This window comes from Paenibacillus sp. FSL H8-0315 (genome assembly GCF_038005365.1).
Classification (GTDB): Bacteria; Bacillota; Bacilli; order Paenibacillales; family Paenibacillaceae; genus Paenibacillus_AQ; species Paenibacillus_AQ odorifer.
Genome location: NZ_JBBOTA010000001.1, coordinates 4,092,750 through 4,116,431 on the forward strand (window position 1 = coordinate 4,092,750; position 23,682 = coordinate 4,116,431).

Consider the following 23,682-nt stretch of genomic DNA (forward strand, 5'->3'; position numbering starts at 1 on the left):
ATGGCTACTCACAGATTTAAGGGGGAATTCGTTTTGAGTAAGATTGGAAGAAATGATATGTGTCCTTGCGGAAGCGGGAAAAAATATAAGAAATGCTGCCTAGGAAAAGAAACTTCTGCAGTGGAATCCATCATGCGACTGGTAACAACGGAAGAATCCGCTGCTACTGTGGCTGTGGCCGAGAAACCAGAAGCGGCAGCCATTCCTGAAGCTAAGCTTACCCTAACTACGCTCAAAAAAAAGGTGTCACGTGATCTGAAATGGGAGCATCCGGCGCATGAACAATTGGCTCTGCATCTTATTGAGACCATGAGAGACAGCTATGACCGGGAGCTAATCTGGGAAGGTCTGGTTCTATGGAATGGTTATTCCCGTCACATCAAGCCTGCAGTGAAGAAAATGGGCTCCTTCTGTGCAGCTATCGAGTTTATCTTGTCTGAGGAATATGGATTCCTTCAAACTCAAGCTGATCTAGCGATCAAACATGAGGTTACTGCACCTACCATCTCCAGAAAAGTTAAAGAGATGCTTAATTATATCGAACAGTACGGCATGGGCGGGGCAGAGGAAGAATTACTTTTGCTCAACGTTTCAGGTACTCCGAAGGATCAGGAACAGGCTTTGCTGCAAAAAGCAATGGAAACTAAAGCATCCAATCGTCGGATCCAGCTAGCAGAAGCGGCATTGGAAGTTTATCCGGACAGTCCGGACGCCTATCTCATTTTGGCTGAGGAAGCCGAGAATGAAGCAGATGCCCGTGCTTATCTGAAAGCAGGGATGGAAGCGGGTGCGCGTGAGCTTGGAGAAGCCTTTTTCACTGAGAACAAAGGACATTTCTGGGGTCTTTACGAGACACGTTCGTACATTCGAATCTGCAAAAGCTACGCTGACTCCTGCTGGTTTAGCGGAAATGCAGAAGAAGCACAAAAGACGCTGGAGCACATTCTAGAATTGAACCCAGAAGATAACACAGGGGCACGTTACCTTCTAACGGCAACGTACCTTTACACCAATAAGCTTAAGAAGACCGAGAAGGTACTGGAGAAGTTCGGCAAGGATGCAGCAGCAACAGTAGCATATGACCGTATGGTTTTAGAATATAAGAAGAACGGGATTACTTCCCAGCTCAAAATGCTTTACCGCGTGGCGAAGAATGTGAACAAGCATGTGCCAGATTATCTGTTAGGTATCAAAAGATTGCCGCATAACCTGCCTGATTTTGTAGGCGTGGGTGACGCTAACGAGGCTATCGAATATGTTATTGTACATTCACGTTTGTGGACAAGCTTACCAGACCTGGTGAAGTGGATGCTGAAGCAACAGGACTAGTAGGTTTCATAGCGTAGGGATAGCAAATATTAGTAAGAGACTATAGGGTTCCTTTAGTCTCTTTTTCTTTATCACTGATTAGGATGCTTGAAAAAATGTCCTCGGGAGAGTATGTTACAAGAAGTAGAATAACAGATAGATAGTGAGGCGAGAGGGTTATGAGAGAAGAGGAAGACCGAATCGTAGGAATGGAAGATATTGTGCGGGCTCATCACGTACTGCGTGAAGTCATAATCCGGACACCCCTACAACGTGATGCTGTGCTGTCAGCCAAGTATGATTGTGATGTGTATTTGAAGCGCGAGGATTTGCAGATTGTACGTTCTTTCAAAATCCGCGGAGCTTATAATATGATTCGTAGTTTGTCAGCAGAAGATAGAGCGAAAGGCATTGTCTGTGCCAGTGCGGGCAACCATGCACAAGGCGTAGCCTATTCCTGTAAGGCGCTTGGAATTAAAGGCAAGGTCTATATGCCGAGCACTACGCCTAACCAGAAGGTTAAGCAGGTTCGGCGGTTCGGCGGTGAGTTTGTTGAGGTCATTCTGAAGGGCGATACCTTTGATGACGCTTATGATGAAGCACTGCAAGCTTGTATAGATCATGGGATGACGTTGATCCATCCCTTTGATGAGCCACGAATCATTGCGGGCAACGGCACCATTGCAATGGAAGTGATGGAGAGTCTGGACAACCCTGCAGACTTTATGTTCGTAACCATTGGTGGAGGCGGTCTGGCAGCGGGTATAGCCACCTATGTGAAGACAGTTAGTCCTTCTACCAAGTTGATTGGTGTGGAGCCACTCGGAGCAGCTTCTATGACGGAAGCGATTAAGCTTGGAGAAGTGGTGACTCTAAAGGAAATTAATAAGTTCGTGGACGGAGCGGCTGTAAAACGTGTTGGCGGATTGACGTACGATATTTGTTCCCGTCATCTGGATGACATCGTGATGGTGCCTGAAGGTAAAGCTTGTACCACGATTCTGGAACTATATAACGAGAATGCCATAGTGGTTGAGCCAGCAGGTTCGCTGCCTATCGCAGCGCTTGATCAATATCGTGATCAAATCCGCGGCAAAACAGTTGTCTGTATCATAAGCGGCGGCAACAACGATATTGACCGGATGCAGGAGATCAAAGAGCGTTCATTGATTTACGAAGGCTTAAAACACTATTTCATGGTGAACTTCCCGCAACGTGCAGGTGCGCTGCGTGAGTTCTTGGGCGAAATCCTTGGACCTCACGATGATATTACCCGTTTCGAGTATATCAAGAAGCATGATAAAGAAAATGGTCCCGCGCTTGTGGGCATTGAATTATTGTCAACGGATGCCTACGAACCTCTCATCGAACGGATGCAGCAGAAGGGCGTCGATTATGTAGAGATCAATAAGGATTCTAATCTCTTTAACATCCTTATTTAAGGCTCGCATCCACTTCATAATCACGTTAATGAACATAAACAAGCCCGTCCCTATTCATTTCAGGGACGGGCTTTTGTGGTTTCTTTATTAGAGAGGTAACGAAGTCTTACGATATTGCTCGACCTCATCGGTCAATTTATAGCTATTATCTTTCATTAATTTCATGAAGCTATCCAGCTTTTGTAGAAATGGGCTGCTGTCATTATTTTTGGTCAGAATACTGGAGTAAGCCTTTTGCGCCTCCAAATCCATTTCCAGATTGTCATAATGGAAGAGAGGAGTGTTATTCTGGCCGTAAAACGTATTATTCACATACATAGTGTACAAGGCTTTTACAGCAGAAATTCGGTTTGATTTCGGATGATTTTGAATGAATTGCTCTTGAGATAAAGCTCTGGCTGCTACCTCAGTCCAGGCGATAACTAGCCCGTTGTCCTTGGAAGAGGGCAGATCCGATTCGGTGGCCATAATGGTAATATAAGCGCTGATATCATTGGTGACGTATAGCTTGTACTTGCGGTAAGCCCCATAATCGATCACCGGGAAAAAAGTACCCTCAGCTGTCTCCAGCTTATATCCGCTTTCGCTGGCACTTTTCAGCAGTGTACGCAGTTGGAGATCATCAGTAATAGCGGCAAGAGAAGACATGCTGGCGCCTGCTTTATAAATGGCGGTGAGCTTCCGCTGGACAGCATTGGTACTGAATTTACTTTCCCAGGCTTGCAGCGCAGCTTTATGCAGATTCTCAAGCTTCAGGGTCAGCATTGTTGCACGATACGACCCTACCGCATACATATTGGAGTTCAAATATTTTATGGCTTCGGGTAACTTGTCAGAGGTAGATAACAGCGGTAATGCAGCTTTATAGACAGCCTCTGCATGATTATTGCTAGCTGCTTGAGGAATTGCCTTAGCGCCTTCCCCAGGAGGGCTGGTAGCACCTTCGGCGTGAATAGCACTGGGCACTATGCCTAGCCCTAAGGCTATAGCTAGAACGGAGTAGAGAATATGATGCTTCTTAATCATGGAAGTTTCCCCCTATCTATCGGATGGAATAAAGTTTTCAGCCTAGGTATTTATTTTTTGAAAAATATAAATTTCAGTCCCAACCCCCCAATGATGCACAGAATTAAACTTACCCACGGGGATATTGTAATGACCGGAAATAACCGATCGAGGAACATGCCGATAAATACAGCAGCTACTGCGATGCCAATATAGATGCCAAGGCTTTTTATATCAAAAGGTTTGGCACTGGGGGCATCGCTTTCCGACAAGGAAGACATCCATTTCATAATAAGTTCAATCAAGATAATGGAGCCTACTCCCACAGCGAGCAGGGTGAAAAGGCTGATCTGTCCGAACATTCCAGGTGAATCGTCAGTCCATTGGAAGAAGAGTCCACCAATTGCCAATATCCCAAAAAGACAGGTCAGAGCTGCGCAGGGAATCATCAAGTAATAGTTCCATTTACTGCGCACCGGGCGCCCGGGAACACTGTCTATGATTTCTTTAAAATAATCGTGCGGATTCTCGCCGAATACTTGCTTGGCATTTTTCCCTTTACGTTGTTCCTTCAACAGCAGCTTGGCCGCATCCAGCAAAAGTTCTTCTCCGCGCAGGGGTTCAATTCGACTGGCCCGCACCGCAAGAATCATATCTTCTAAATAGGAGCGATTGAAGGGCGTCAACTGCTCACGCAGGGCGTTATTTTCCTTAATCATATCTTTCACTTTCATAATTTGGATGTAAACCTCCAGTGTTGTTAATCGGTATAGTCTTTAACCTAGAGTATACGTTTGCATGACAGGTCTACGCAAGGACAACCATTTCTATGGCGATATGCATAATCCTTTTAGAAGAGTGAACACTGATAATGTTGTTGCTTGATCAATATAGCATTGGGAAAGGTTGGGAGCTTTATGGAACATGAGAACAAGAAAGAACAGGGAAGATCCATGGGCAACGGTTTCGAGCCTACGCCCAATAATTCAATGGGGGATTGGGGCGGCTCCGATGGATTCAGCATGTGGGATTCCGCAGAAGATGCTCCCGAGGGCTTGCTTAAGGATTGGGAAGGCAGCCATGAAACCCATGAGATGTTTAACGACAGCTACGATTGATTAACAACCCTGGTCATTCATCTCGAAAAAACAACAGAGCAGCGATCCTCCGATACTGGGATCGCTGCTCTGTTGTTTTTTGGTGGGGTTCTGAAACCCCGGAACCGCGGAACCCCAGAGCTCCCAGACCCCCGGTTGTCGTAGTATCCACCATCTTTCGGACTCAGATGACGTTATTAGCCAAATTATCGCCTTTTCAGCACAGTTTCGGACCCCAGTGACGCTATTGCTTGAAAAGTAGCTCTTATTTGCTGTTTTACAGGGTGATAGCGACTATGGGGTCCGATAGAATTCAAAAAGTGTGCTAAATCTGCGAATAGGGTCTTCTGAGTCCTATAGAGCCTGCTGAATCCGATGGATTCAGCAGCGGGATTTCCGCGGAAGATCCCCCCGAGGGCCTGCTTAAGAGTTGGCAAGGCAGCCATGGAACCCAGGAAACCCATGAGATGTTTAACGACAGCTACGATTGATTAACAACCCTGGTCATTCATCTCGAAAAAACAATAGAGCAGCGATCCTCCGATACTGGGATCGCTGCTCTGTTGTTTTTTGGTGGGGTTCTGAAACCCCGGGAACCCCGGGAACCCCGGAACCCCGGAACCCCGGAACCCCGGAACCCCGGAACCCCGGAACCCCGGAACCCCGGAACCCCGGAACCCCGGAACCCCGGAACCCCGGAACCCCGGAACCCCGGAACCCCGGAACCCCGGAACCCCGGAACCCCGGAACCCCGGAACCCCGGAACCCCGGGAACTCCGGGAACCCCGGGAACTCGAGAGCTCCCAGACCCCCGGTTGTCGTAGTTTCCACCATCTTTCGGACTCAGATGACGTTATTAGCCAAATTATCGCCTTTTCAGTACAGTTTCGGACCCCAGTGACGCTATTGCTCGAAAAGTAGCTCTTATTTGCTGTTTTATAGGGTGATAGCGACTATGGGGTCCGATAGAATTCAAAAAGTGTGCTAAATCTGCGAATAGGGTCTTCTGAGTCCGCTGGAGCTACTGAGTCCGCTGGAGCTACTGAGTCCGCTGGAGCTACTGAGTCCGCTGGAGCTACTGAGTCCGCTGGAGCTACTGAGTCCGAAGGAGCTACTGAGTCCGAAGGAGCTACTGAGTCCGAAGGAGCAGCTGAGTCCGATGAAGCTACTGAGTCCGAAGGAGCCGCTGAGTCCGCTGGAGCAAGTGAATCCGATAGAGCTGCTGAATCCCGGATTGGCGATTTCAATCCACTCGACGTGGGAGCCCTAGAGTCATGTTCATATCTTACGGGACACCCTATTTGTCGCGCAGACTCTAATGCCCAAATACTCCGTGCGTTTATTAAGAATTGTCCCCTTGCTGTTGACAATATGAACGAAATCTTTATAATTAGATTATAATTCATACTAAGTTAATCGGAATTCTAATAAATTAAAATAAATTAAATTATAAATATAATTATAGGAGGATGCGGCAATGGAACGGAATATTGTAATCCGGCATAACGGAGAAGAATTGACGGCGAGCATACATTACCCGAAAAAAGAGAAGGGAACCTCTTCGCGTTGCAAGGATAGACTGCCATTAGCCGTGATCTGCCACGGATTTGTGGGGAATCGGATTGGCGTAGACCGGATTTTTGTGAAGGCGGCTCGTGAGCTGGCACAAGAGGGATATATGGTTATTCGTTTTGATTATGTGGGCTGCGGCGAGAGCAGCGGGAATTATGGCGGCGAAGATATGGAATCGATGATCGCTCAGACTAGAGCGGTGCTTGATTACGGAATTAGCTCTGCTGATGTGGACCCACAGCGCGTGACGCTGATTGGCCATAGCCTCGGTGGCGCGGTGGCGCTGCTGACAAGTATTCGCGATCGCCGCGTGAAGAATCTCGTGTTATGGGCCTCTGTTGGTTATCCTTTCAATGATATTGTGAAAATTGTAGGGCGGGAGGCGTATGATCGTGCTGTGAAGAATGGATCAGCCGATTATGTGGGCTACTCGTTTACGCCGGTATATTTTAATTCTTTGGCGGCTTTTCAGCCCTTCCAAGAAGCGAGCAAATTTAGCGGCGATGTACTCGTCATTCATGGCACCTCTGATGATGTCATTCCGGTGGATTACGCTTTTCTTTACCAGAAGCTGTTCTGGACACGTCCCGAAGGACGTTGCGACAAAGAGATCATTTTTCAAGGGGATCACACCTTTTCTTCTGGACCGGCGCAGCAGCAGCTGCTTAAGCGGACTATAGAATGGATGAACGAACAAGAGCATCTGCAGACAGAGTGGCAGAATTGGATGATTTAGGAGAAGGTTTTTATTCGCATTAACTTGCAATAAGCGGTAAAATAAAGATGCACACCATATACTGGGTTATGGAGGTTGGCATCCTATGAAATTACCGTCATTTTTTATTGCGCACGGTTCTCCGCTCCTCGCACTGGAGGATAACGAGTATACCCGTTTTCTGGAGCGGCTTGGTCAAGAACTTGAAGCGCCACGCGGTATAGTAGTTTTCTCAGCGCATTGGGATAGCCCTGAACAGCTACTTACCGTTGATGAACTGCACGAGACACAGCATGACTTCTACGGATTCCCTGAAGAAGTTTACACGCTGACCTATCCGGCCCCGGGCGATCCGGCCCTAACAAGACGGATTTCTGAGCTCTTCAAGGATAACAATCTATCACATCAGCCCGTTCTGGGGCGAGGACTCGATCATGGAGTCTGGGTGATACTGAAAAAAATGTTCCCGAACGCCGACATTCCGGTAGTTGCTTTATCCGTCGATTCCCTGCGCTCTCCCAAGGAGCAGTACAATATCGGGCGGATGTTAGCACCGCTTCGTGACGAAGGCATACTGCTGATTGGAAGCGGTGGACTTGTTCACAATTTGCGGATGCTAAGTGAAAGTGAGCAGCCTGAGGATTGGGCACTTGAATTCGATGCCTGGATTGCCAAGGGACTAGAAGCCTGGGATTTGCCTTCACTTTTTGCGTATGAGAAAAAAGCTCCACATGTACGCGATGCGGTTCCTTCTTATGGAAGAGAGCATTTTGCACCTCTCTTTTACGCGATGGGAACAGCGGATGGCAGCAGGAAGCCAGAGCGGATTTTTCAGGCCTATCAGTATGGGACATTAAGTCTGAATTGCTGGAAGCTAGACTAACTGAATGAATAAGAGACCCGCAGGGTGCAGCCGCAATGGCTGTACCCTTTTTTTAATATAAGAATTTATCTATTCCATGCTATAAAATTTCCTTATGCTTGCTATGAAAAAAGGGAGAAGGTGATCAAGACAAATGGGACTGACTGTGATTAAATGGAAGGAATCAGTGAGTTTCATAAAACGTTTAGGAGGAACTACAAGCTTATGAAAGTAAATTGCTCTTCTTCCCGTCTGTTATCTGCCATTGTATTGACCACCCTATTGCTCTCCGCTTGCGGAACACAGAGTGCAAATAATGAGATCACCCCGACACAGCAGCCTACCGCAGAGCCCACGCCTATCGAAACGATTCAACCCTCACCTACTATTGATCCCGCTGCTGAGCTCGTATCCGGATTAACAGGTCTTCCAGTTTCTGAAGACAGTCTTCCACGTCCCTTGGCCGTAATGATAAATAATGCTCCTGCCGCCCGGCCGCAATCGGGGGTTAGTGAAGCAGATATTTTGTATGAGATTCTTGCCGAAGGTGGTATTACGCGTTTGATTGGTATTTTTCAGAGCCATACAGGTGTGGTGAAAATCGGACCGATTCGCAGCATCCGCCCCTATTTGCTGGATATTGGCGAGAGCTACGGCGGTGTGACGGTACATGCCGGAGGGAGTCCGGCGGCTTATGCCATTTTACAAAAAGAGAAAAAAGAAGATATGGACGAGATTGGCCGTGCCGGAGCTTATTTTTGGCGGGATAAAGCGCGAAAAGCACCTCATAACCTGTACAGCAACGCAGCCAAACTGCGGGAAGGTGCCGAGAAGCTTGGGTTTACGCAAAGTGTGAAGGTACCCGGGTATCTTTTTAACAATCCAGATTACATACCGGCGGACGGAGAGAAAGCCGCTGAATTTAGCATAAACTATCTACTCAAAAGTTATAAAGTTGACTATAAATATGATCCTAAACGTCAGACCTATCAGCGTTATGTGAATGACAAACCTCATTTGGATCTAAATAACGATAATCCGGTGGAAGCGGCCAATGTGATGGTTATAGGAGCCGATCACAAAGTGCTTGATGATGTCGGAAGACTTCAGATTGATGTGGAGCTTGGCGGGGAAGCGTTGCTTTTTCAGCGGGGACAGGTCACCAAAGGCAGATGGTCGCGTGAACCAGGGGATGTGATCCGCTTTGTGAGGGATGGAAAAGAAGAGCTGATGTATCCAGGAATTACCCATATTTTGGTGGTCCCTAATGCGCCTTCATTTAGCAGTCATGTGGTATATGGCGGGGCGGATGGTACAACATAAGAAAGTCGGAATATCCAGTGTTATACAGATTTGTGTTCGGAATAATGGGTATGTGTTAATAGAGTGTAAAAAAGTTCATTTCTATAGCTTCTATACCTTGTACGGATATGATAAGATAACAAGGGTTGTCATTCATTTTCATGCTTTTTACATATGAGTGGCTCTGTATTCACGGTAATTTTATGTAAAGGGGTTTAAAACAATGAAGTTGAGAAAAAAGGACATATTCTTTGAGACGCTGGAAAATATGGCCGATACTATTGTCCAAGCTGCAGATTATTTTGCTCAGAATATCACTGATCTCCGGAATAATGTCGATAATTTCGCTGCAGAGATGAAAAAGTACGAATCCCAATGTGATACTTACACGCACACCGTCATCAAAGAATTGAACAAGACGTTTATTACGCCGCTTGAACGTGACGACATTATGGACTTGATCACAAGCATGGATGATGTCATCGATGGTCTGGAGGCATCCGCCTCACGTTTCTATATGTACAACCTTCTTGACCCGGATGAATACATTGTGCAATTCGCCGAAATTCTTCGCCAGTGTGCTTATGAAATCCAAAAAGCGGTTCATTTGCTCTCCCAGAAGAAATTGTTGGCGATCCGTGAATATACAATCCGTCTGAATGACCTTGAGAATCAAGGGGACGAAGTGCTGCGTATTTGTACTAAGGTCCTGTTCGAAACTGTAAAAGACCCGATTGAGCTGATTAAACGCAAGGAACTGTATGAGCGGCTCGAGACCACTACAGACAAATGTGAAGATGTAGCCAACATGTTGGAATCGATCATCATGCGCAACTCATAAGGGGTACTAGAATATGGAAACATCTATATGGATTCTTGGAATTGTTATATTTCTCGCGCTTGCGTTTGACTTTATCAATGGATTCCATGATACGGCCAACGCAATTGCTACCTCTGTCTCAACACGTGCCTTAAAACCGCGAACAGCAATTATTATGGCAGCACTGATGAACTTTGTTGGGGCCTTGATGTTTACAGGTGTGGCCAAAAAAATCGGCGGAAGTATCACCGACCCGACCTTGCTTGAAAATGGGTTGGATATCATAATAGCCACGCTGATTGCTTCGATTATTTGGAATTTGATCACTTGGTGGCTCGGGATTCCATCCTCATCGTCTCATGCACTGATCGGCGCTTTAGCGGGTGCAGTATACGTGGGGGCAGGCTCAGCACACATCAATTGGGGCGGGTTTGTGGAAATTGTCGAAGGACTGATTTTCTCCCCAATCATTGCGTTTGTTATTGGTTATATTATCATGACCATCCTGAAATGGATCTTTGCTAAGCGTAGTCCACATACGGTCAACAAGGGCTTCCGCTCTATGCAGGTCCTTACGGCAGCGTTACAGTCGTTCACACATGGTACGAATGATGCGCAAAAAGCGATGGGGATCATTACTTTTGCACTCGTTACCTCAGGACGTCAAGAAACTATGGATGTTATCCCTTTGTGGGTTAAGATAGCTGCAGCTACGGCTATGGCGCTCGGTACCTCCATCGGTGGTTGGAAGATTATTAAGACTATGGGTACGAAGATTTTCAAAATCGAACCTATTAACGGTTTCGCGGCTGATATTTCCGCGGCATCTGTTATTTTCTCAGCAACGCTGCTGCATTTGCCAGTAAGCTCAACGCATGCGATCACATCAGCGATCCTTGGGGTAGGCTCTGCCAAACGTTTCTCTGCAGTGAAATGGGGAGTAGCCGGACGTATTGTGGTCACTTGGTTCATCACGATTCCAATCAGTGCGGTATTAGCAGGTCTGATTTTCAAAATCATTTTTTAAACACCCTTTAATAAAGATGTCAGTTAGCCATTGGGCTGCGGACATCTTTTTTTGTTGTTTGGACATGAGGAGAGTGAAGAATGTACGGTATAAATCCCGTAGAAATGACGGAGTTTGGCGATGGAGGGGGAATGTACGGTATAAATCCCGCAGAAATGGCGGAGTTTGGCGCTGGAGGGGGAATGTACGGTATAAATCCCGTAGAAGTGACGAAGTTTGGCGTCGGAGGGGGAATGTACGGTATAAATCCCGTAGAAGTGACGAAGTTTGGCGATGGAGGCGGAATGTACGGTATAAATCCCGTAGAAATGACGGAGTTTGGCGTTGGAGGGGGAATGTACGGTATATATCCCGTAGAAATGACGAAGTTTAGCGCTGGAGGGGGAATGTACGGTATAAATCCCGTAGAAGTGACGAAGTTTGGCGTCGGAGGGGGAATGTACGGTATAAATCCCGTAGAAGTGACGAAGTTTGGCGATGGATGAGGAATGTACGGTATAAATCCCGTAGAAATGACGGAGTTTAGCGCTGGAGGGGGAATGTACGGTATAAATCCCGTAGAAATGACGAAGTTTGGCGCTGGAGGGGGAATGTACGGTACAAATCCCGTAGAAATGACGGAGTTTAGCGCTGGAGGGGGAATGTACGGTATAAATCCCGTAGAAATGACGAAGTTTGGCGCTGGAGGGGGAATGTACGGTACAAATCCCGCTGAATTTACGAAATTCGAGGATGGTGACAAAAAGAAGAGCATAATTGCCCTAGAATTGGAGACACTTCGTCGAAGAAGCAGAAATAAGGGCATAAATGCCTTAGAATGACGGAACCTGACTTGTATGAGGTTGGACCAGCCCCGTGTAACACATTTCAAGGGAACCCAGCGACCCTAATCCAGTCCATCGTAAAGTAACCTAGATCCAACTAACTCAACTCAGCCCAATTTACCTCATTTCAGCAGAATCCAGCGCACCGAAGTCCAGCCCTGCATAAAGTAACCTAGCCCAAATTAACTCAGCCCAGTCCGACGTAACACATTCCAACGGAATCCACCGCACCACAGTCCAATCTTGCGCAAAGTAACTAGTCCAACCCAACCCAACCCAACCCAACCCAACCCAACCCAACCCAACCCAACCCAACCCAACCCAACCCAACCCTTACCTTTCTCCCTGCTTTTCTGCCGTCGAAGAATATCGCCTTATTTCCATTATCCCGCCCGCACTCAACTTTACAGTCAAGAATTGCATCCCTATCCCACGGTCACTATCAGTCCAAAGTAAAACATATGTTACTTACGGTAAATGAACGCGAGGCGATGAACTTAATCTTTTGCGAAATCAAGGTCAGTCTGCTTACGATCGAAGGGTTGTTTACCATTCCTAATGAGCACTTTTTCACCAACTAATTAGTAAAAATAGCGATAGTAATTCACAGCTATGAATTCATCTCACTCATAAACCCGATACCGACAGCAGAGAATAAGGATAGCTCGCCCCCCGCACAACCAACCTTACACAAATGAATCGAGCATTAACGAACGACGAAGCACCAAATGTTTCTTAGTCTAGCTTGAGCGGTGCTGCTGGCTATGTTTTTTGCTTTTTGGAAGAGTTGTCTTCTTGCTGTACAATAGAGGCGTGGAAGAAGATGAAGCGGAGGAACATTTATGATACGTACACTTGTTGTCACACATAAAGGTGAGGTGCTGACAGAGATCCCTCTGCAAAATATCCGGCTGGAGGATTATGCTTGGATATGGGCAGATTTTGCTACGCCTACGCCAGAAGAAACGCTTTTGCTGGATCAATATTTTCATTTTCACCCCTTAGCGATAGAGGACTGTATGCATGTGTTGCAGCGGCCGAAGCTGGATCATTATGAGAATGTGCAGTTTTTTGTGCTGCATGCGCTGAATGAGCGGACGTTGGATGCTGAGGAGGTTGACCTATTTTTAAGCGCGAACTTTCTTGTCTCCTATCACCATCAGGAAAAAGCAGAGATGAATGAAGCGTGGGAACAGGTGAAGAGCGAAATACATAGTCGAAAAGGTTGGTCGGGTGGGCCGATGGCAGCTGCATATACGGTGATGGACAAGCTGGTGGACAAGTATTTTCCATGTCTCTACAGTTTAGAGGACGAGCTTGCGGATCTGGAGAGCAGCGGCAGCAGTGAGTCGGTGGAGGAATTGATGAGCCAGGTGTTTGGCGTGCGCGGAAGACTCCTCAAAATGCGGCGGACGATTGTGCCGATGCGCGACTTGATGTACCGGATCGTGAATTCACAGCATGTCCAGAGCAATGGCGAGGAACGGATTTATTTTGGCGATATTTATGACCATCTGCTAAAGCTCTCCGATATGATTGAGGCTGATCGGGAAATGACAGCGGATTTGCGTGACAGCTACATTTCACTCAATTCCAACCGGATGAATTCGATTATGAAAACACTAACGGTAATCACCACCGTATTCATGCCGCTGACGCTTATCGCCGGGATCTACGGGATGAACTTTGTGAAGATGCCTGAACTAGAGTGGAAGTATGGTTATTTTGGTGTGCTGCTGTTTATGCTGGTAGTTGGTTTTGGGATGTTCCGATGGTTTCGACGGAGTGGCTGGTTTAAGTAAAAATAGAGCAGAAGCGCTAACAGCAAATCTCTTTCCTGCGAGAATTGCTGTTTTTCTGATACATAGCTAGAAAACGTCACCGCTATTTGCGGCGACGTTTTCCGGTGGAAGAAGTAGAGCGCCGGCGAGTAGTTGTAGTAGATTTGCGACGGGGTGAGGTGGAGCGCTTTTTTTTGCGGCGATTAGGACTGTACAGGGCAGCATCCTCTTCGGCGGCTAGTGCGCCTGCTGCGCCTTTGTTTTTACCGAAGCTACCCATGAACAGCTTAACCATTGGAGCCATCTGCTGGAAGCCGGACATCACCTTTTGTACTTTACCCATAGAGTTTACGATCCCGTCAATGCCGCCCATACGATCGATGATACCTTTGATTTGCTCCATATTCCCACCAATTCCGCCACCGCCGCCTAAGCCGCTGAGCAGTCCGGCAAGCCCGCCGCTTGCCTTTGTTGCAGCTTCGGCTGCAGGGAGCGCTAGCGCAGTTTCGGTGGCAGCTTCTGCTCCTAAAGCAGGAAGGATTCCGGTCTCACCTGGGAGAGCTGAGGGCGCATATGAACTGAGGCCGGGGTAGGCAGAGGCATTATACGAATCGCTCAGTGAACGCTGATTCCGGCGGGAATGATTATAGTAATGATCAGGCATAATATCACATTCCTTTGTTAGTGGTCTGCTATACTGTATGTCATGGGCGAACATACGGTATAGACGAATGCCCGGGTAATAGGGATAGGAGCGGAAAAGGGCGTATGCCTATAAACAGGTTAAAGTAGTGAAGAAACCGTGTACGAGCTTGATTTTCGGCGCTTTTGTAGTACTATAGTGTAGGCGATAATTCTTATATAGAGAAAAATACTTGTATTGGGGTACATAAATGGTGTGCGCGTGGGGTGGACGTTTGTCCATCATTTTCGTTCTTTACAGCGTGAAATCGTTAATGCTTGAAAAATGCGCTCCAGTGCAATATAGTAAAGGCAGGATAGTGACATTAGGTTGATGTTTCCGGAGCTAGTTTTGTACGGAGCTTAATCAGAGAAACTAATGCTGATAGAACTTTTAGGGGATGAAAAATTGATGCAACTTAAGAAGTTAAATGATAAAAGTATAGACCAATTATTTGAAGCCATTTTAACATTAAAGAATATGGAAGAATGTTATGTTTTCTTTGATGATTTGTGTACCGTGAACGAGATTCAATCGCTGTCGCAACGACTGGAAGTAGCGCGTATGCTTGGCAAAGGTTCGACCTACAATCAGATCGAAGCAGAGACAGGAGCAAGTACAGCTACTATTTCCCGTGTAAAACGTTGCCTGAACTACGGAAATGATGGTTATAAATTAACGCTGGAACGTTTGGGACGCTAATTTATGGTACCGGGCGTACTTATTATCAGTCACGGCTCCCGCGACGAGGTTTGGGTGTCGATCGTGGAAGAGGCCGTAAGCGAATTATCGCTAGATGAAGAGATGCCAGTGGTGGTCTCTTTTTTAGAGCTGGTAGAGGGCCGTCTGATTCAAGATGGAATAAATGAACTGGAACATGCAGGGGTCACAGATATAATTGTGATCCCATTGTTCGTTTCCTCGGGTAGCACACATGTCGATGAAATAGAATATGCACTAGGGGCTAAACCTGCACCTGAACGTGAGACCGATTTAGAGCCGTTCCACGTGAAGGCTAAGGTTCACTATGGTTATCCTGTCGACGATGACCCGGACATCGCTGTGATGATCTGGGACAAGCTCCATAAGCTGTCTACGGAACCTGAACGTGAGACGATTCTGTTGGTAGGTCACGGCAGCATTTATGATGGCTTCCGCCAGCGTTGGCAGCAGGGCATCTCTTCACTGGCAGGACGTGTACGTGAGGTGAGCGGCGTAGCAGCTGCCGATTACGGTCTGCTGAATCCGGACAGTGTAAGAAGCAAAGTGGAGTATTGGCAGGAGCAGGGTCACGAGGTTTTGGTGGCGCCGCTTTTTTTGAGTGAAGGTTATTTCACTAAACATGTGGTTCCGAACAGACTAAAAGGGTTAACCTATAAGTATTCTGGCCAGACGCTTTTGCCGCACCCGCTTCTTCCGCATTGGATTGAGAGACAGGTAGAGACACTCCTCGAACAGATTCGAAAAAAGAGTTAAAAAGCTTCCTTTTTAGCCCACTTAATCATGAAAAATAGTGCCCATTTCCGTGGATAATACGGGATTTGCTGCATAGACATATATATAGTTATTTTTGCCTAATAAGGTGTCGTGAATTGTTGTATAATGGAATATTTACGATAAATGTCCTCTGACATTGATTGTAGTGGTCCGAATTAGGTATAATCAATTAGGTTATTCTATTATAAAAAACAGGTGGCGTTCCGGTAATGAAAACTGCGAGATTGATTTATAATCCCACTTCTGGACGGGAAGAAATGAAGAAGCGGCTCGCCGACATTTTGGACCGGCTGGATACGGGTGGCATTGAAGCCTCCTGCCATGCAACGACCGGAGAAGGCGATGCTATGTTAGCTGCTGCGGATGCAGTAGAGCGCGGTTATGATCTAATCATAGCAGCCGGTGGGGATGGCACTTTAAATGAGGTTATCAATGGTATGGCGGAGAAACCTAATCTCCCCCCGCTTGGCGTATTGCCACTTGGGACTACCAATGATTTTGCACGTGCGATGGGGATCCCGAAGAATTGGGAAGATTCCGTTGATTTGATCCTTCGTCAAGAGTCGCGTCCGATTGATATCGGTAAAGCCAATGATCGTTATTTCATTAATATAGCAGGCGGTGGCAGTCTAACCGAACTGACCTATGAAGTTCCAAGTAAGCTGAAGACCATGATAGGGCAGCTTGCGTACTATTTAAAAGGTATTGAAAAAATGGTCAGCCTATCTCCTCAGGAACTAATCATTCGTGCCAATGGGCAGGAGGTTATTCATGATGAGTTCATGCTGTTCCTGATTGCAAATACGAATTCTGTTGGCGGCTTTGAAAAGCTTGCTCCCGGCGCTCGAATCGATGACGGTCTGTTAGATGTTATTGCGGTTAAAAAATGCAACTTGGCAGAGTTTGTCCGTTTGGTTAGATTGGCCCTTCGTGGCGAGCATTTGCAGGATAAAAAGGTTGTGTATTTCCGTACGGATGCAATGGATGTAATCTCTCCAGGGCATGTCCAATTGAACTTGGATGGAGAACTTGGCGGAGAGCTGCCGGGTCGTTTTCGGATTTTACCGCAGCATCTGCGGATTTTTGCTCAGAATAATTAGGGTTGTTTGAAAGTAAGAGTGGGATTATACAGCGATGATAATGAAAGAAGTGAACAATAAATAATGAGTAAACACCGCAGTGGACGCAGCACCAGCCGCCCAGCCGGCAAGGCGCCTGTCGCCGGACTGCCTGTGAATAAAAATGATGAGGTTATGCTCGATATTATCGGCATGACCCATGAAGGTGAAGGGGTAGGCCGCGTAGAAGGCTTTACCCTTTTTGTGCAGGGAGCCCTTCCCGGAGAGAAAGTCCGGGCAAGGGTGCTCAAGACCAAAAAGCAGTATGGCTACGCCAAGCTGCTGAATATAGTAGAAGCGAGCAGCGCCCGCATCGCGGCGCCTTGCGAGATCTATGACCAATGCGGCGGCTGCCAACTGCAGCATATGGACTACACTGCTCAGCTGGCGTGGAAACGGCAGCTGGTGGTGGACAACCTGGAGCGGATTGGGAAGCTTCGGGTGAGTGGTGGCGGGGATAGCGGAAAGAGCAAAGAGAATGAAGCTGTTGAGAGTCAGATAGATAGTGCTAACGATGGTGGCATCGTGGATGGTACGACTGATGGCGCTGGAGTAGCTCAGACAGATGGCATTCTTGTTCGCCCTACACTCGGCATGGACGAACCTTGGCGTTACCGCAACAAGGCTCAGGTACCAATTGGCGTAACCGAAGGTGGCCTTGTAGGCGGTTTTTACGCACGGGGAAGTCACCGTATCATCGATATGGAGACGTGCTTAATCCAGCACGAAGATAATGATGACGTTGTGCGCAAGGTGAAAGACATTGGCAGAGAACTTGGCATCTCTGCTTATAGTGAAGAAACCGGTCGTGGCCTGCTGCGTCATGTCGTCGTGAAGAAAGCTTTCCGCACCGGTGAAATGATGGTCGTCCTCGTAACCAACGGCCGCGACATCCCGCATCTGGACGCCTGGATTGGCAGCATCCGCGAACAGCTGCCGCATGTAGTCAGCATCTGCCAGAACGTCAACACTCAGCGTACGAATGTCATCTTCGGTGGCGAAACCCGCGTCCTGTGGGGCAGAGACGTCATCTATGACTACATCGGCGATGTACAGTTCGCTATCTCAGCGCGTTCGTTCTATCAAGTGAACCCGGCACAGACTGAGGTGCTGTACGGAAAAACCGTAGAATACGCCGGACTGACTGGCAATGAAACGGTTATCGATGCCTATTGCGGCATCGGTACGATCTCCCTCTTCCTGGCACAGCACGCAGCCAAGGTATATGGAGTAGAGATTGTGCCTGAGGCAATTGAGGATGCTCGGGCGAATGCGAAGTTAAATGAGATGAAGAATGTAGTGTTCGAGGTTGGTGCCTCTGAGGATGTAATCCCTAACTGGAAAGAGCAGGGGATTACGGCAGATGTTATCGTTGTCGATCCACCGCGTAAGGGTTGCGATCCGCGGTTGTTAGAGACGATTCTGGCGATGAAGCCGGAGCGTGTGGTGTATGTGTCGTGTAATCCATCGACACTGGCAAGAGACTTGCGGGTGCTCGAAGATGGCGGATACAAGACAGTGGAGGTAACTCCGGTGGACATGTTCCCGCATACGGTGCATGTGGAGTCGGTGGCGGTGTTGGTGAGGAACCTGTAGCCCCATAATAAACCCTTAGCATTTATAATAAAGTCACTACTATCCAACTCCACTCAGTTATAATAAAGTCTTTGCTCTTTTTCTCTCCCCATGCCTGCCCCATCAACGATTAGGGGGAAATAGGAGTATTAAATCTTTATTATAACTTGAGAAAAACGTGATAAAAAACGTGGGGAAAACCATGAGAAATCGGTCAAAATGAGAAGAGAATTGGGCGAAAATCGTGATTTGTAGCAAGACTTTATTTTAACGGGCAACGGTGGAATGCGGGTTCGCGGGTGTGAAGTAGTAGTGAGTTTATTATTACTGGACAAACCCTTGTCAAGTAGACACTAAATAATTGCTATAGTTTTAGTGATAGTACCAGAAAAGAAATGGGCAATATTAATTCCACTAACGGAGAACGATAAAAGAGCAGCGAGTTAGACGAGAGTAACCTCTAGGCTCCACCATAATAAACCGCCCTGTTCGCAATGTTGCGAACAGGGCGGTTTGCTATGTCATAGAGGGCAGCTTGAAAGTTAGCAGTCAACCGGCACTCTACAAGTTATCTTGCACGTTTTTAAGGCTAACTTATTAATAGAGCAGTTACACAAAAAATAAGATTACTCTGCTACAACTTGTTGGCCTGCAATCCGGCCGAATGTGAAGATATCAGCGATGGCATTACCGCCAAGACGGTTTGCACCATGAATGACCCCTGTTACTTCACCTGCAGCGAACAGCCCAGGGATGACTTCACCTTTTTCATTCAATACGCGAGTCTTCTCGTCGATCACCAAGCCGCCCATTGTATGGTGAACGGAGGGTACAGCTTTTTCGATGTAGTAAGGGCCTTTTTCAAGAGATTTCAATCCACCGCGATGTTTAAAATCAAGGTCTTTACCTGTTTTCGCATAATCATTTACTTTATTAATCGTTTCTTTCAAAGTGTTCACGTCAATTTTGAAGAAATCAGCCGCCTCTTCAATCGTATCGGCTTTAAAGAGCAAGCCTTGTTTAACGAGTTGATCGTATTCGTCTTGATGAACTTCGATCGTTTTACCGATATCCTCAATGCCTTGATTCCATAATTGATACGTATATCCACCCGTTTGGGCAAGAATTGCTTTAGAAATAACGTCACGACGTTCTAATTCCTCAACGAAGCGCTTGCCTTCTTGGTTAATCAGGATCGCACCATCGAAGCGGGAGTCTGCAACCAGAGAAATAACACCTGTCTCAGGATTACAGATTGGATACGTTTGAATACTCTCCATGTTTGTCAGTTTGGCGCCAATCGTTTCTGCCATAACGATACCATCACCTGTAGATCCTGGTGTATCGGTAGTCATATATTTTTCATCCATTTTAGGGTTATACTTCTTACGCATCTCTACATTGGATCCAAAACCACCGGTAGCGATGATGACGCCTTTGTTCGCATGGAATGTGATCTTGTCGCCAGTACCCGAAGTCGCAGTTACACCTGTTACTTTGCCGTTTTCGTCCTTCAGCAAGGTTTCGGCTTTCATATTCGTTTTGATTGTGATTTGATCAGCGTCTGTTTTGGCTTTTAACTTAGTAATCAATTCAACACCTGTATGACCTACAGGAATCAACGCACGTTTTCTGGAATGGCCTCCAAATTGGAACAGATGATCAGGTAAGAACTCTACCTTGATATCATCGCGCAGCCATTCGGCAGATGCTAGAGCATTGTCGGCAAGAATACGAACCATCTTTGGATCCCCGAGGTTGTCTCCGCCTTTCATCGTATCATTATAGAACAAGTCAGCCGTGTCATCAGTGATGCCAAGAGCACGTTCAACCCAGTTGTCCGGCGCATTCATCTCACCACCGGAGATCAATGTGTTGCCGCCAACAGCTGGCATTTTCTCGAGCAGAACTACATTAGCTCCAGCGCTCTTCGCTTCGATAGCCGCACTAAAGCCAGCACCCCCGGCACCGATGACGACAACATCATAGGTTTGCTCGACTTCTTCTTTGTCTTTGCTTCCACTGACTGCAGCGCCAGCGACAAGGGTAAGTCCAGACTTCGTAATTGCATCTTGAATGGCTTCGAGATATCCTTTGCTTGTAACTGTAGATCCGCTAATGGCATCAACTTTTGCGCTGTTAGTTGCCATGACCTCTTGCTTGAGCTGCGTATAAACAGGTTCTGCAAGTACTTCATTTTCCTTATGCTCTGTCACTTTAATGTCAGTGATCTTGTTATCTAATAAGGAGACTTGTACTTTAATATCGCCATGTTTACCTTGCCCAACTCCTTCAAAGACTTGAACTCCGTTTGCATCTGCAGCGGGCTCTGCATCTTTACTGCCGCAAGCAGCAAGCGTGAACATAAGACTGAGGACTAGTAGAATAGATAACAGCTTTTTCGTGTGAGTTCGCATAATATCTCCTTCATTCTGTTGTGGATTGGTTACATACACTAGGGAGAGGAAGATTTGCTAGGCAAATCCTTTATCTCTAGCCTAGACATGAATGTTATTTCATGTGAAAATATGCACAAGACCTATTATAGATTTAGTACAGCATTATGTATTTGCACAGATTAGTGTTTTTTTGTCTTTTTCGGGCATGTAAGAAACGGATATTGTGAAGGGCTATGATTACAATGAAATCAATTCACTTAAAAATTACGTTAATCGCAGGAGGCTGCTTCTTGCTGCTGTTCGTTGCATTGCTTGTAACAATATATTTGGAGATGAACCATACGGTTGTCCCTTTGAATAAGAACTTAACGCAGCAAGTGGTTACTGCACGCAGCGACCAGATTGATTATTGGTTTAATCAGCGCATTGGAGAGATAGACATGCTTGCTTCTCTAGCTTCGGACCATCAGTGGACACGAGATGAATTGCTGCAAGAGTTCGATAAGTTCGAGGCGAAGAAGAAAGTAGAGTACGAATCCATACGCGTGGTGGATATTCACGGAAATTCCTGGTCAGCAAGGGACAAGCCTTTTTCGATACTAAACCGACCCTACTATCGAAAACTGCTGAATTCAGATTCCAATTATGTGGTAAGCAATCCGATCGTATCCAAAGCGAATGCAGCCGAAATCGTCGTCATTCTTTATCGCGTGAATCCATCGGTGAATGATGAGGTAGCTTATATTGCCGCAGCCGTCTCCGTCAAGAAGATGAGGGAGATTGCTCAAGATGTAATGCTATATGACCAGTCAGGCCAGCTTATCGTCGATTGCAGAGAGCTGGGTGAAGAAGATGGAGCGGAGGATACAGCAGATAAGAAGAACATGAGTGTATTTGAGGCTCCAATTCAAAATGTGGAAGGCTGGAAGTTAGTACTCAAAGTACCGAATTCAAGTCTATCGTTAGCGGTGATCAAAACCCAGCGGACTGCATTGCTGGTAGGCGTTCTTATCGGTAGTGCGTTTATCGTCTTTCTGGTGCTGCTTGCTTCTTCCATTATTCGTCCAATTCAGTCGCTTCGCCAGGTAATGGAAAATGTGCAGAACGGCAACCAAACCATACGAGCAGATGTTACGCGCTCGGATGAGATCGGCGATCTTGGACGAAGCTTCAATGACATGCTTGTTCAATTATACGCTGTGGAGCAGGACCGAAAGGAGATGGAACTCAGACTGATTCATGAGCAGATCAAGCCGCACTTTTTATACAACACATTGGATACGATCCAGTGGATGGCAACGGAACATGGAGCAGACAATGTGGTGGAGATGGTGGAAGCGCTTAGCGCGTATTTCCGATTAGGGCTTGGCACAGGCAGTCCCTACATTCTGCTTGATCAGGAGTTGTACCATGTCGAGAGTTATCTTCATATTCAAGGTGTGCGATATGAGGAGATTCTGGACTACGAGCTTCGATATGATGAAAAGCTTGCTCAGTGCCAAGTCGTTCGCTTCATACTGCAGCCTTTGGTGGAAAATGCGATTTATCACGGGATTAAGCCACTTGGGGATCAAAAGTGCAAAATTTCGATTACAGCATATAAACAGGCCGATTATTTGGTCATTAAGGTTGAAAATAATGGGGTTATGATTCCGGAAGAGAAGCTTGAGCAGATAAATCAAGCCCTTTTTGATGATACATATGATCGTTCTGCCACAGGCTTTGGGCTATACAGTGTAAACCATCGCATTCGACTAGCTTACGGAGTGCCATATGGCCTTGCAGTGAAGAGCGAAGATGGCATTACCGTTATGGTCATTCGAATACCTTTGGACGGGGAGTGGAATGAAGATGTGGAAGATTGTCATCGTCGATGATGAAACGATCATTCGCAAAGGCTTGCGACAATACATTGAGGAGAGTCCGTATCTTTTTGAGGTTGCAGGAGAAGCGAAAAGTGCAAACGAAGCATTGAATATGGTGGAGGAAGCCCCACCACATGTATGTCTTGTGGACATCAACATGCCGAATATGAATGGGCTCGATCTGATGAATATATTGCGCGAACGCTGCCCGTCGGTTCTGGTTGTCATCATCAGCGGGTACGATAACTTTGAATATGCGCGTCAAGCCGTGCAACTGCAAGCATTCGATTATGTATTGAAACCTGTACCGAAGAGTGATCTGAACAAGCTGCTTCATCGGATCGATGAGCATCTTCAGGTAAAATATCCTTTGCATTCACATGAAGACAGGGTGGATAAGGAGCGGGAGCTTCCCGGGTATACAGGGGATGGAACAGTGCTTATCCAAAAAGTGACCGAGTATATTGACAGTCATTATCAGGATCCGGAGCTGTCTATTACTCGAGTAGCAGCGCTATTTCATATCAACCAAACCTATCTTAGCAAGCGTATGAAGCAAGAAATCGGTGCTTCATTCCTTGACTATGTCACCGAGCTTCGGATATCGAAGGCGAAGGAGATTCTGGATGACGTAATGCCGAATATCAAAATCGGGGATCTGGCCGTGAAGGTAGGGTATAAGAGCCAGTACTATTTTAGTCGTGTGTTTAAAAATAGAGTCGGCTCAAGCCCCTTAGAGTACAAAAAGCATCCGTTCGGTTATGGATAGGAGGGCTATTCTCGTCCCTCTG

22 protein-coding genes are annotated in these 23,682 nt (G+C 46.6%); 17 read left to right on the top strand and 5 right to left on the bottom strand.

Annotated features, from left to right (window positions below; genetic code table 11):
- Positions 1–33 precede the first annotated feature (33 nt).
- Both MHB56_RS17805 and ilvA read left to right on the top strand, forming a co-directional pair.
- Entirely contained in the window at positions 34–1,329 is a 1,296-nt protein-coding gene (locus MHB56_RS17805; RefSeq protein ID WP_076128473.1) for an SEC-C metal-binding domain-containing protein, read from the top strand.
- A gap of 158 nt (positions 1,330–1,487) precedes the next feature.
- A complete protein-coding gene (gene ilvA / locus MHB56_RS17810; protein WP_076104158.1) occupies positions 1,488–2,750 on the top strand; it encodes a threonine ammonia-lyase IlvA in 1,263 nt (420 codons plus the stop codon).
- 87 nt (positions 2,751–2,837) lie between these two features.
- Here the strand turns inward: ilvA and MHB56_RS17815 are convergent, their stop codons facing one another.
- On the bottom strand, positions 2,838–3,776 hold the full coding sequence (locus MHB56_RS17815) for a hypothetical protein (RefSeq protein ID WP_340011895.1): 939 nt from the start codon (positions 3,774–3,776) through the stop codon (positions 2,838–2,840).
- 50 nt (positions 3,777–3,826) lie between these two features.
- The gene (locus MHB56_RS17820; RefSeq protein WP_076187230.1) at positions 3,827–4,489 is read right to left on the bottom strand and encodes a DUF1129 family protein; all 663 of its coding nucleotides are present in this window, start codon (positions 4,487–4,489) and stop codon (positions 3,827–3,829) included.
- A 183-nt stretch (positions 4,490–4,672) separates the two neighbouring features.
- Between MHB56_RS17820 and MHB56_RS17825 the strand changes: the two genes are divergently transcribed.
- The 8 genes from MHB56_RS17825 to MHB56_RS17860 all read left to right on the top strand — a co-directional run bounded on the left by MHB56_RS17825 (position 4,673) and on the right by MHB56_RS17860 (position 11,971).
- Positions 4,673–4,873 (top strand): hypothetical protein, encoded by a 201-nt coding sequence (locus tag MHB56_RS17825; RefSeq protein WP_036680885.1) that lies wholly within the window; start codon positions 4,673–4,675, stop codon positions 4,871–4,873.
- Positions 4,874–6,329: 1,456 nt separating this feature from the next.
- Positions 6,330–7,160 carry an alpha/beta hydrolase family protein gene (locus MHB56_RS17830; protein ID WP_076187226.1) on the top strand — a complete coding sequence of 277 codons (831 nt, stop codon included), beginning with the start codon at positions 6,330–6,332 and terminating at the stop codon, positions 7,158–7,160.
- 85 nt (positions 7,161–7,245) lie between these two features.
- Positions 7,246–8,022: a DODA-type extradiol aromatic ring-opening family dioxygenase gene (locus MHB56_RS17835; RefSeq protein WP_341143813.1), complete on the top strand. Its 777-nt coding sequence runs from the start codon at positions 7,246–7,248 to the stop codon at positions 8,020–8,022.
- A 204-nt stretch (positions 8,023–8,226) separates the two neighbouring features.
- Positions 8,227–9,324: a DUF3048 domain-containing protein gene (locus MHB56_RS17840; RefSeq protein ID WP_341143814.1), complete on the top strand. Its 1,098-nt coding sequence runs from the start codon at positions 8,227–8,229 to the stop codon at positions 9,322–9,324.
- A gap of 202 nt (positions 9,325–9,526) precedes the next feature.
- The gene (locus tag MHB56_RS17845) at positions 9,527–10,144 is read left to right on the top strand and encodes a DUF47 domain-containing protein (protein ID WP_036686871.1); all 618 of its coding nucleotides are present in this window, start codon (positions 9,527–9,529) and stop codon (positions 10,142–10,144) included.
- A gap of 13 nt (positions 10,145–10,157) precedes the next feature.
- Positions 10,158–11,150: an inorganic phosphate transporter gene (locus MHB56_RS17850; RefSeq protein ID WP_036686873.1), complete on the top strand. Its 993-nt coding sequence runs from the start codon at positions 10,158–10,160 to the stop codon at positions 11,148–11,150.
- An 80-nt stretch (positions 11,151–11,230) separates the two neighbouring features.
- Entirely contained in the window at positions 11,231–11,635 is a 405-nt protein-coding gene (locus MHB56_RS17855; protein WP_341143815.1) for a hypothetical protein, read from the top strand.
- Positions 11,636–11,638: 3 nt separating this feature from the next.
- Positions 11,639–11,971, top strand: coding sequence for a hypothetical protein (locus tag MHB56_RS17860; RefSeq protein WP_341143816.1), 333 nt, complete (start codon positions 11,639–11,641; stop codon positions 11,969–11,971).
- 120 nt (positions 11,972–12,091) lie between these two features.
- Here MHB56_RS17860 and MHB56_RS17865 read toward each other — a convergent pair whose 3' ends face one another.
- Positions 12,092–12,304, bottom strand: a complete 213-nt coding sequence (locus MHB56_RS17865; RefSeq protein ID WP_341143817.1) for a hypothetical protein — start codon at positions 12,302–12,304, stop codon at positions 12,092–12,094.
- A 512-nt stretch (positions 12,305–12,816) separates the two neighbouring features.
- Between MHB56_RS17865 and corA the strand changes: the two genes are divergently transcribed.
- Positions 12,817–13,776, top strand: coding sequence for a magnesium/cobalt transporter CorA (gene corA, locus MHB56_RS17870; RefSeq protein ID WP_076136897.1), 960 nt, complete (start codon positions 12,817–12,819; stop codon positions 13,774–13,776).
- Positions 13,777–13,858: 82 nt separating this feature from the next.
- On the opposite strand, the gene MHB56_RS17875 is transcribed toward corA, so the two are convergent.
- Positions 13,859–14,419: a hypothetical protein gene (locus MHB56_RS17875; RefSeq protein WP_038568686.1), complete on the bottom strand. Its 561-nt coding sequence runs from the start codon at positions 14,417–14,419 to the stop codon at positions 13,859–13,861.
- A gap of 429 nt (positions 14,420–14,848) precedes the next feature.
- Between MHB56_RS17875 and MHB56_RS17880 the strand changes: the two genes are divergently transcribed.
- The 4 genes from MHB56_RS17880 to rlmD all read left to right on the top strand — a co-directional run bounded on the left by MHB56_RS17880 (position 14,849) and on the right by rlmD (position 18,648).
- Positions 14,849–15,139, top strand: a complete 291-nt coding sequence (locus MHB56_RS17880) for a YerC/YecD family TrpR-related protein (RefSeq protein ID WP_019913624.1) — start codon at positions 14,849–14,851, stop codon at positions 15,137–15,139.
- A 3-nt stretch (positions 15,140–15,142) separates the two neighbouring features.
- On the top strand, positions 15,143–15,913 hold the full coding sequence (locus MHB56_RS17885) for a sirohydrochlorin chelatase (RefSeq protein WP_341143818.1): 771 nt from the start codon (positions 15,143–15,145) through the stop codon (positions 15,911–15,913).
- Positions 15,914–16,143: 230 nt separating this feature from the next.
- Complete coding sequence (locus MHB56_RS17890) at positions 16,144–17,034, top strand: diacylglycerol kinase (RefSeq protein WP_036680719.1); 891 nt, start codon at positions 16,144–16,146, stop codon at positions 17,032–17,034.
- 63 nt (positions 17,035–17,097) lie between these two features.
- Positions 17,098–18,648 (top strand): 23S rRNA (uracil(1939)-C(5))-methyltransferase RlmD, encoded by a 1,551-nt coding sequence (gene rlmD / locus MHB56_RS17895; protein ID WP_341143819.1) that lies wholly within the window; start codon positions 17,098–17,100, stop codon positions 18,646–18,648.
- A gap of 605 nt (positions 18,649–19,253) precedes the next feature.
- Here rlmD and MHB56_RS17900 read toward each other — a convergent pair.
- Positions 19,254–21,044, bottom strand: coding sequence for a flavocytochrome c (locus MHB56_RS17900; protein WP_341143820.1), 1,791 nt, complete (start codon positions 21,042–21,044; stop codon positions 19,254–19,256).
- Positions 21,045–21,316: 272 nt separating this feature from the next.
- Here MHB56_RS17900 and MHB56_RS17905 point away from each other — a divergent pair, with 272 nt between their 5' ends.
- Together MHB56_RS17905 and MHB56_RS17910 are read left to right on the top strand one after the other, a co-directional pair.
- Positions 21,317–22,903: a histidine kinase gene (locus tag MHB56_RS17905; protein ID WP_341143821.1), complete on the top strand. Its 1,587-nt coding sequence runs from the start codon at positions 21,317–21,319 to the stop codon at positions 22,901–22,903.
- On the top strand, positions 22,878–23,660 hold the full coding sequence (locus MHB56_RS17910) for a response regulator transcription factor (protein WP_076128491.1): 783 nt from the start codon (positions 22,878–22,880) through the stop codon (positions 23,658–23,660). Before MHB56_RS17905 ends, MHB56_RS17910 begins: the two co-directional genes overlap by 26 nt.
- Positions 23,661–23,682 lie beyond the last annotated feature (22 nt).

Coding starts and splice junctions, on each gene's coding strand:
- ilvA (WP_076104158.1), top strand. CDS start 1,488: ATGAGAGAAGAGGAAGACCGAATCGTAGGAATGGAAGATATTGTGCGG.
- MHB56_RS17815 (WP_340011895.1), bottom strand. CDS start 3,776: ATGATTAAGAAGCATCATATTCTCTACTCCGTTCTAGCTATAGCCTTA.
- MHB56_RS17820 (WP_076187230.1), bottom strand. CDS start 4,489: ATGAAAGTGAAAGATATGATTAAGGAAAATAACGCCCTGCGTGAGCAG.
- MHB56_RS17825 (WP_036680885.1), top strand. CDS start 4,673: ATGGAACATGAGAACAAGAAAGAACAGGGAAGATCCATGGGCAACGGT.
- MHB56_RS17830 (WP_076187226.1), top strand. CDS start 6,330: ATGGAACGGAATATTGTAATCCGGCATAACGGAGAAGAATTGACGGCG.
- MHB56_RS17835 (WP_341143813.1), top strand. CDS start 7,246: ATGAAATTACCGTCATTTTTTATTGCGCACGGTTCTCCGCTCCTCGCA.
- MHB56_RS17840 (WP_341143814.1), top strand. CDS start 8,227: ATGAAAGTAAATTGCTCTTCTTCCCGTCTGTTATCTGCCATTGTATTG.
- MHB56_RS17845 (WP_036686871.1), top strand. CDS start 9,527: ATGAAGTTGAGAAAAAAGGACATATTCTTTGAGACGCTGGAAAATATG.
- MHB56_RS17850 (WP_036686873.1), top strand. CDS start 10,158: ATGGAAACATCTATATGGATTCTTGGAATTGTTATATTTCTCGCGCTT.
- MHB56_RS17855 (WP_341143815.1), top strand. CDS start 11,231: ATGTACGGTATAAATCCCGTAGAAATGACGGAGTTTGGCGATGGAGGG.
- MHB56_RS17860 (WP_341143816.1), top strand. CDS start 11,639: ATGTACGGTATAAATCCCGTAGAAATGACGGAGTTTAGCGCTGGAGGG.
- corA (WP_076136897.1), top strand. CDS start 12,817: ATGATACGTACACTTGTTGTCACACATAAAGGTGAGGTGCTGACAGAG.
- MHB56_RS17875 (WP_038568686.1), bottom strand. CDS start 14,419: ATGCCTGATCATTACTATAATCATTCCCGCCGGAATCAGCGTTCACTG.
- MHB56_RS17880 (WP_019913624.1), top strand. CDS start 14,849: ATGCAACTTAAGAAGTTAAATGATAAAAGTATAGACCAATTATTTGAA.
- MHB56_RS17885 (WP_341143818.1), top strand. CDS start 15,143: ATGGTACCGGGCGTACTTATTATCAGTCACGGCTCCCGCGACGAGGTT.
- MHB56_RS17890 (WP_036680719.1), top strand. CDS start 16,144: ATGAAAACTGCGAGATTGATTTATAATCCCACTTCTGGACGGGAAGAA.
- rlmD (WP_341143819.1), top strand. CDS start 17,098: ATGAGTAAACACCGCAGTGGACGCAGCACCAGCCGCCCAGCCGGCAAG.
- MHB56_RS17900 (WP_341143820.1), bottom strand. CDS start 21,044: ATGCGAACTCACACGAAAAAGCTGTTATCTATTCTACTAGTCCTCAGT.
- MHB56_RS17910 (WP_076128491.1), top strand. CDS start 22,878: ATGTGGAAGATTGTCATCGTCGATGATGAAACGATCATTCGCAAAGGC.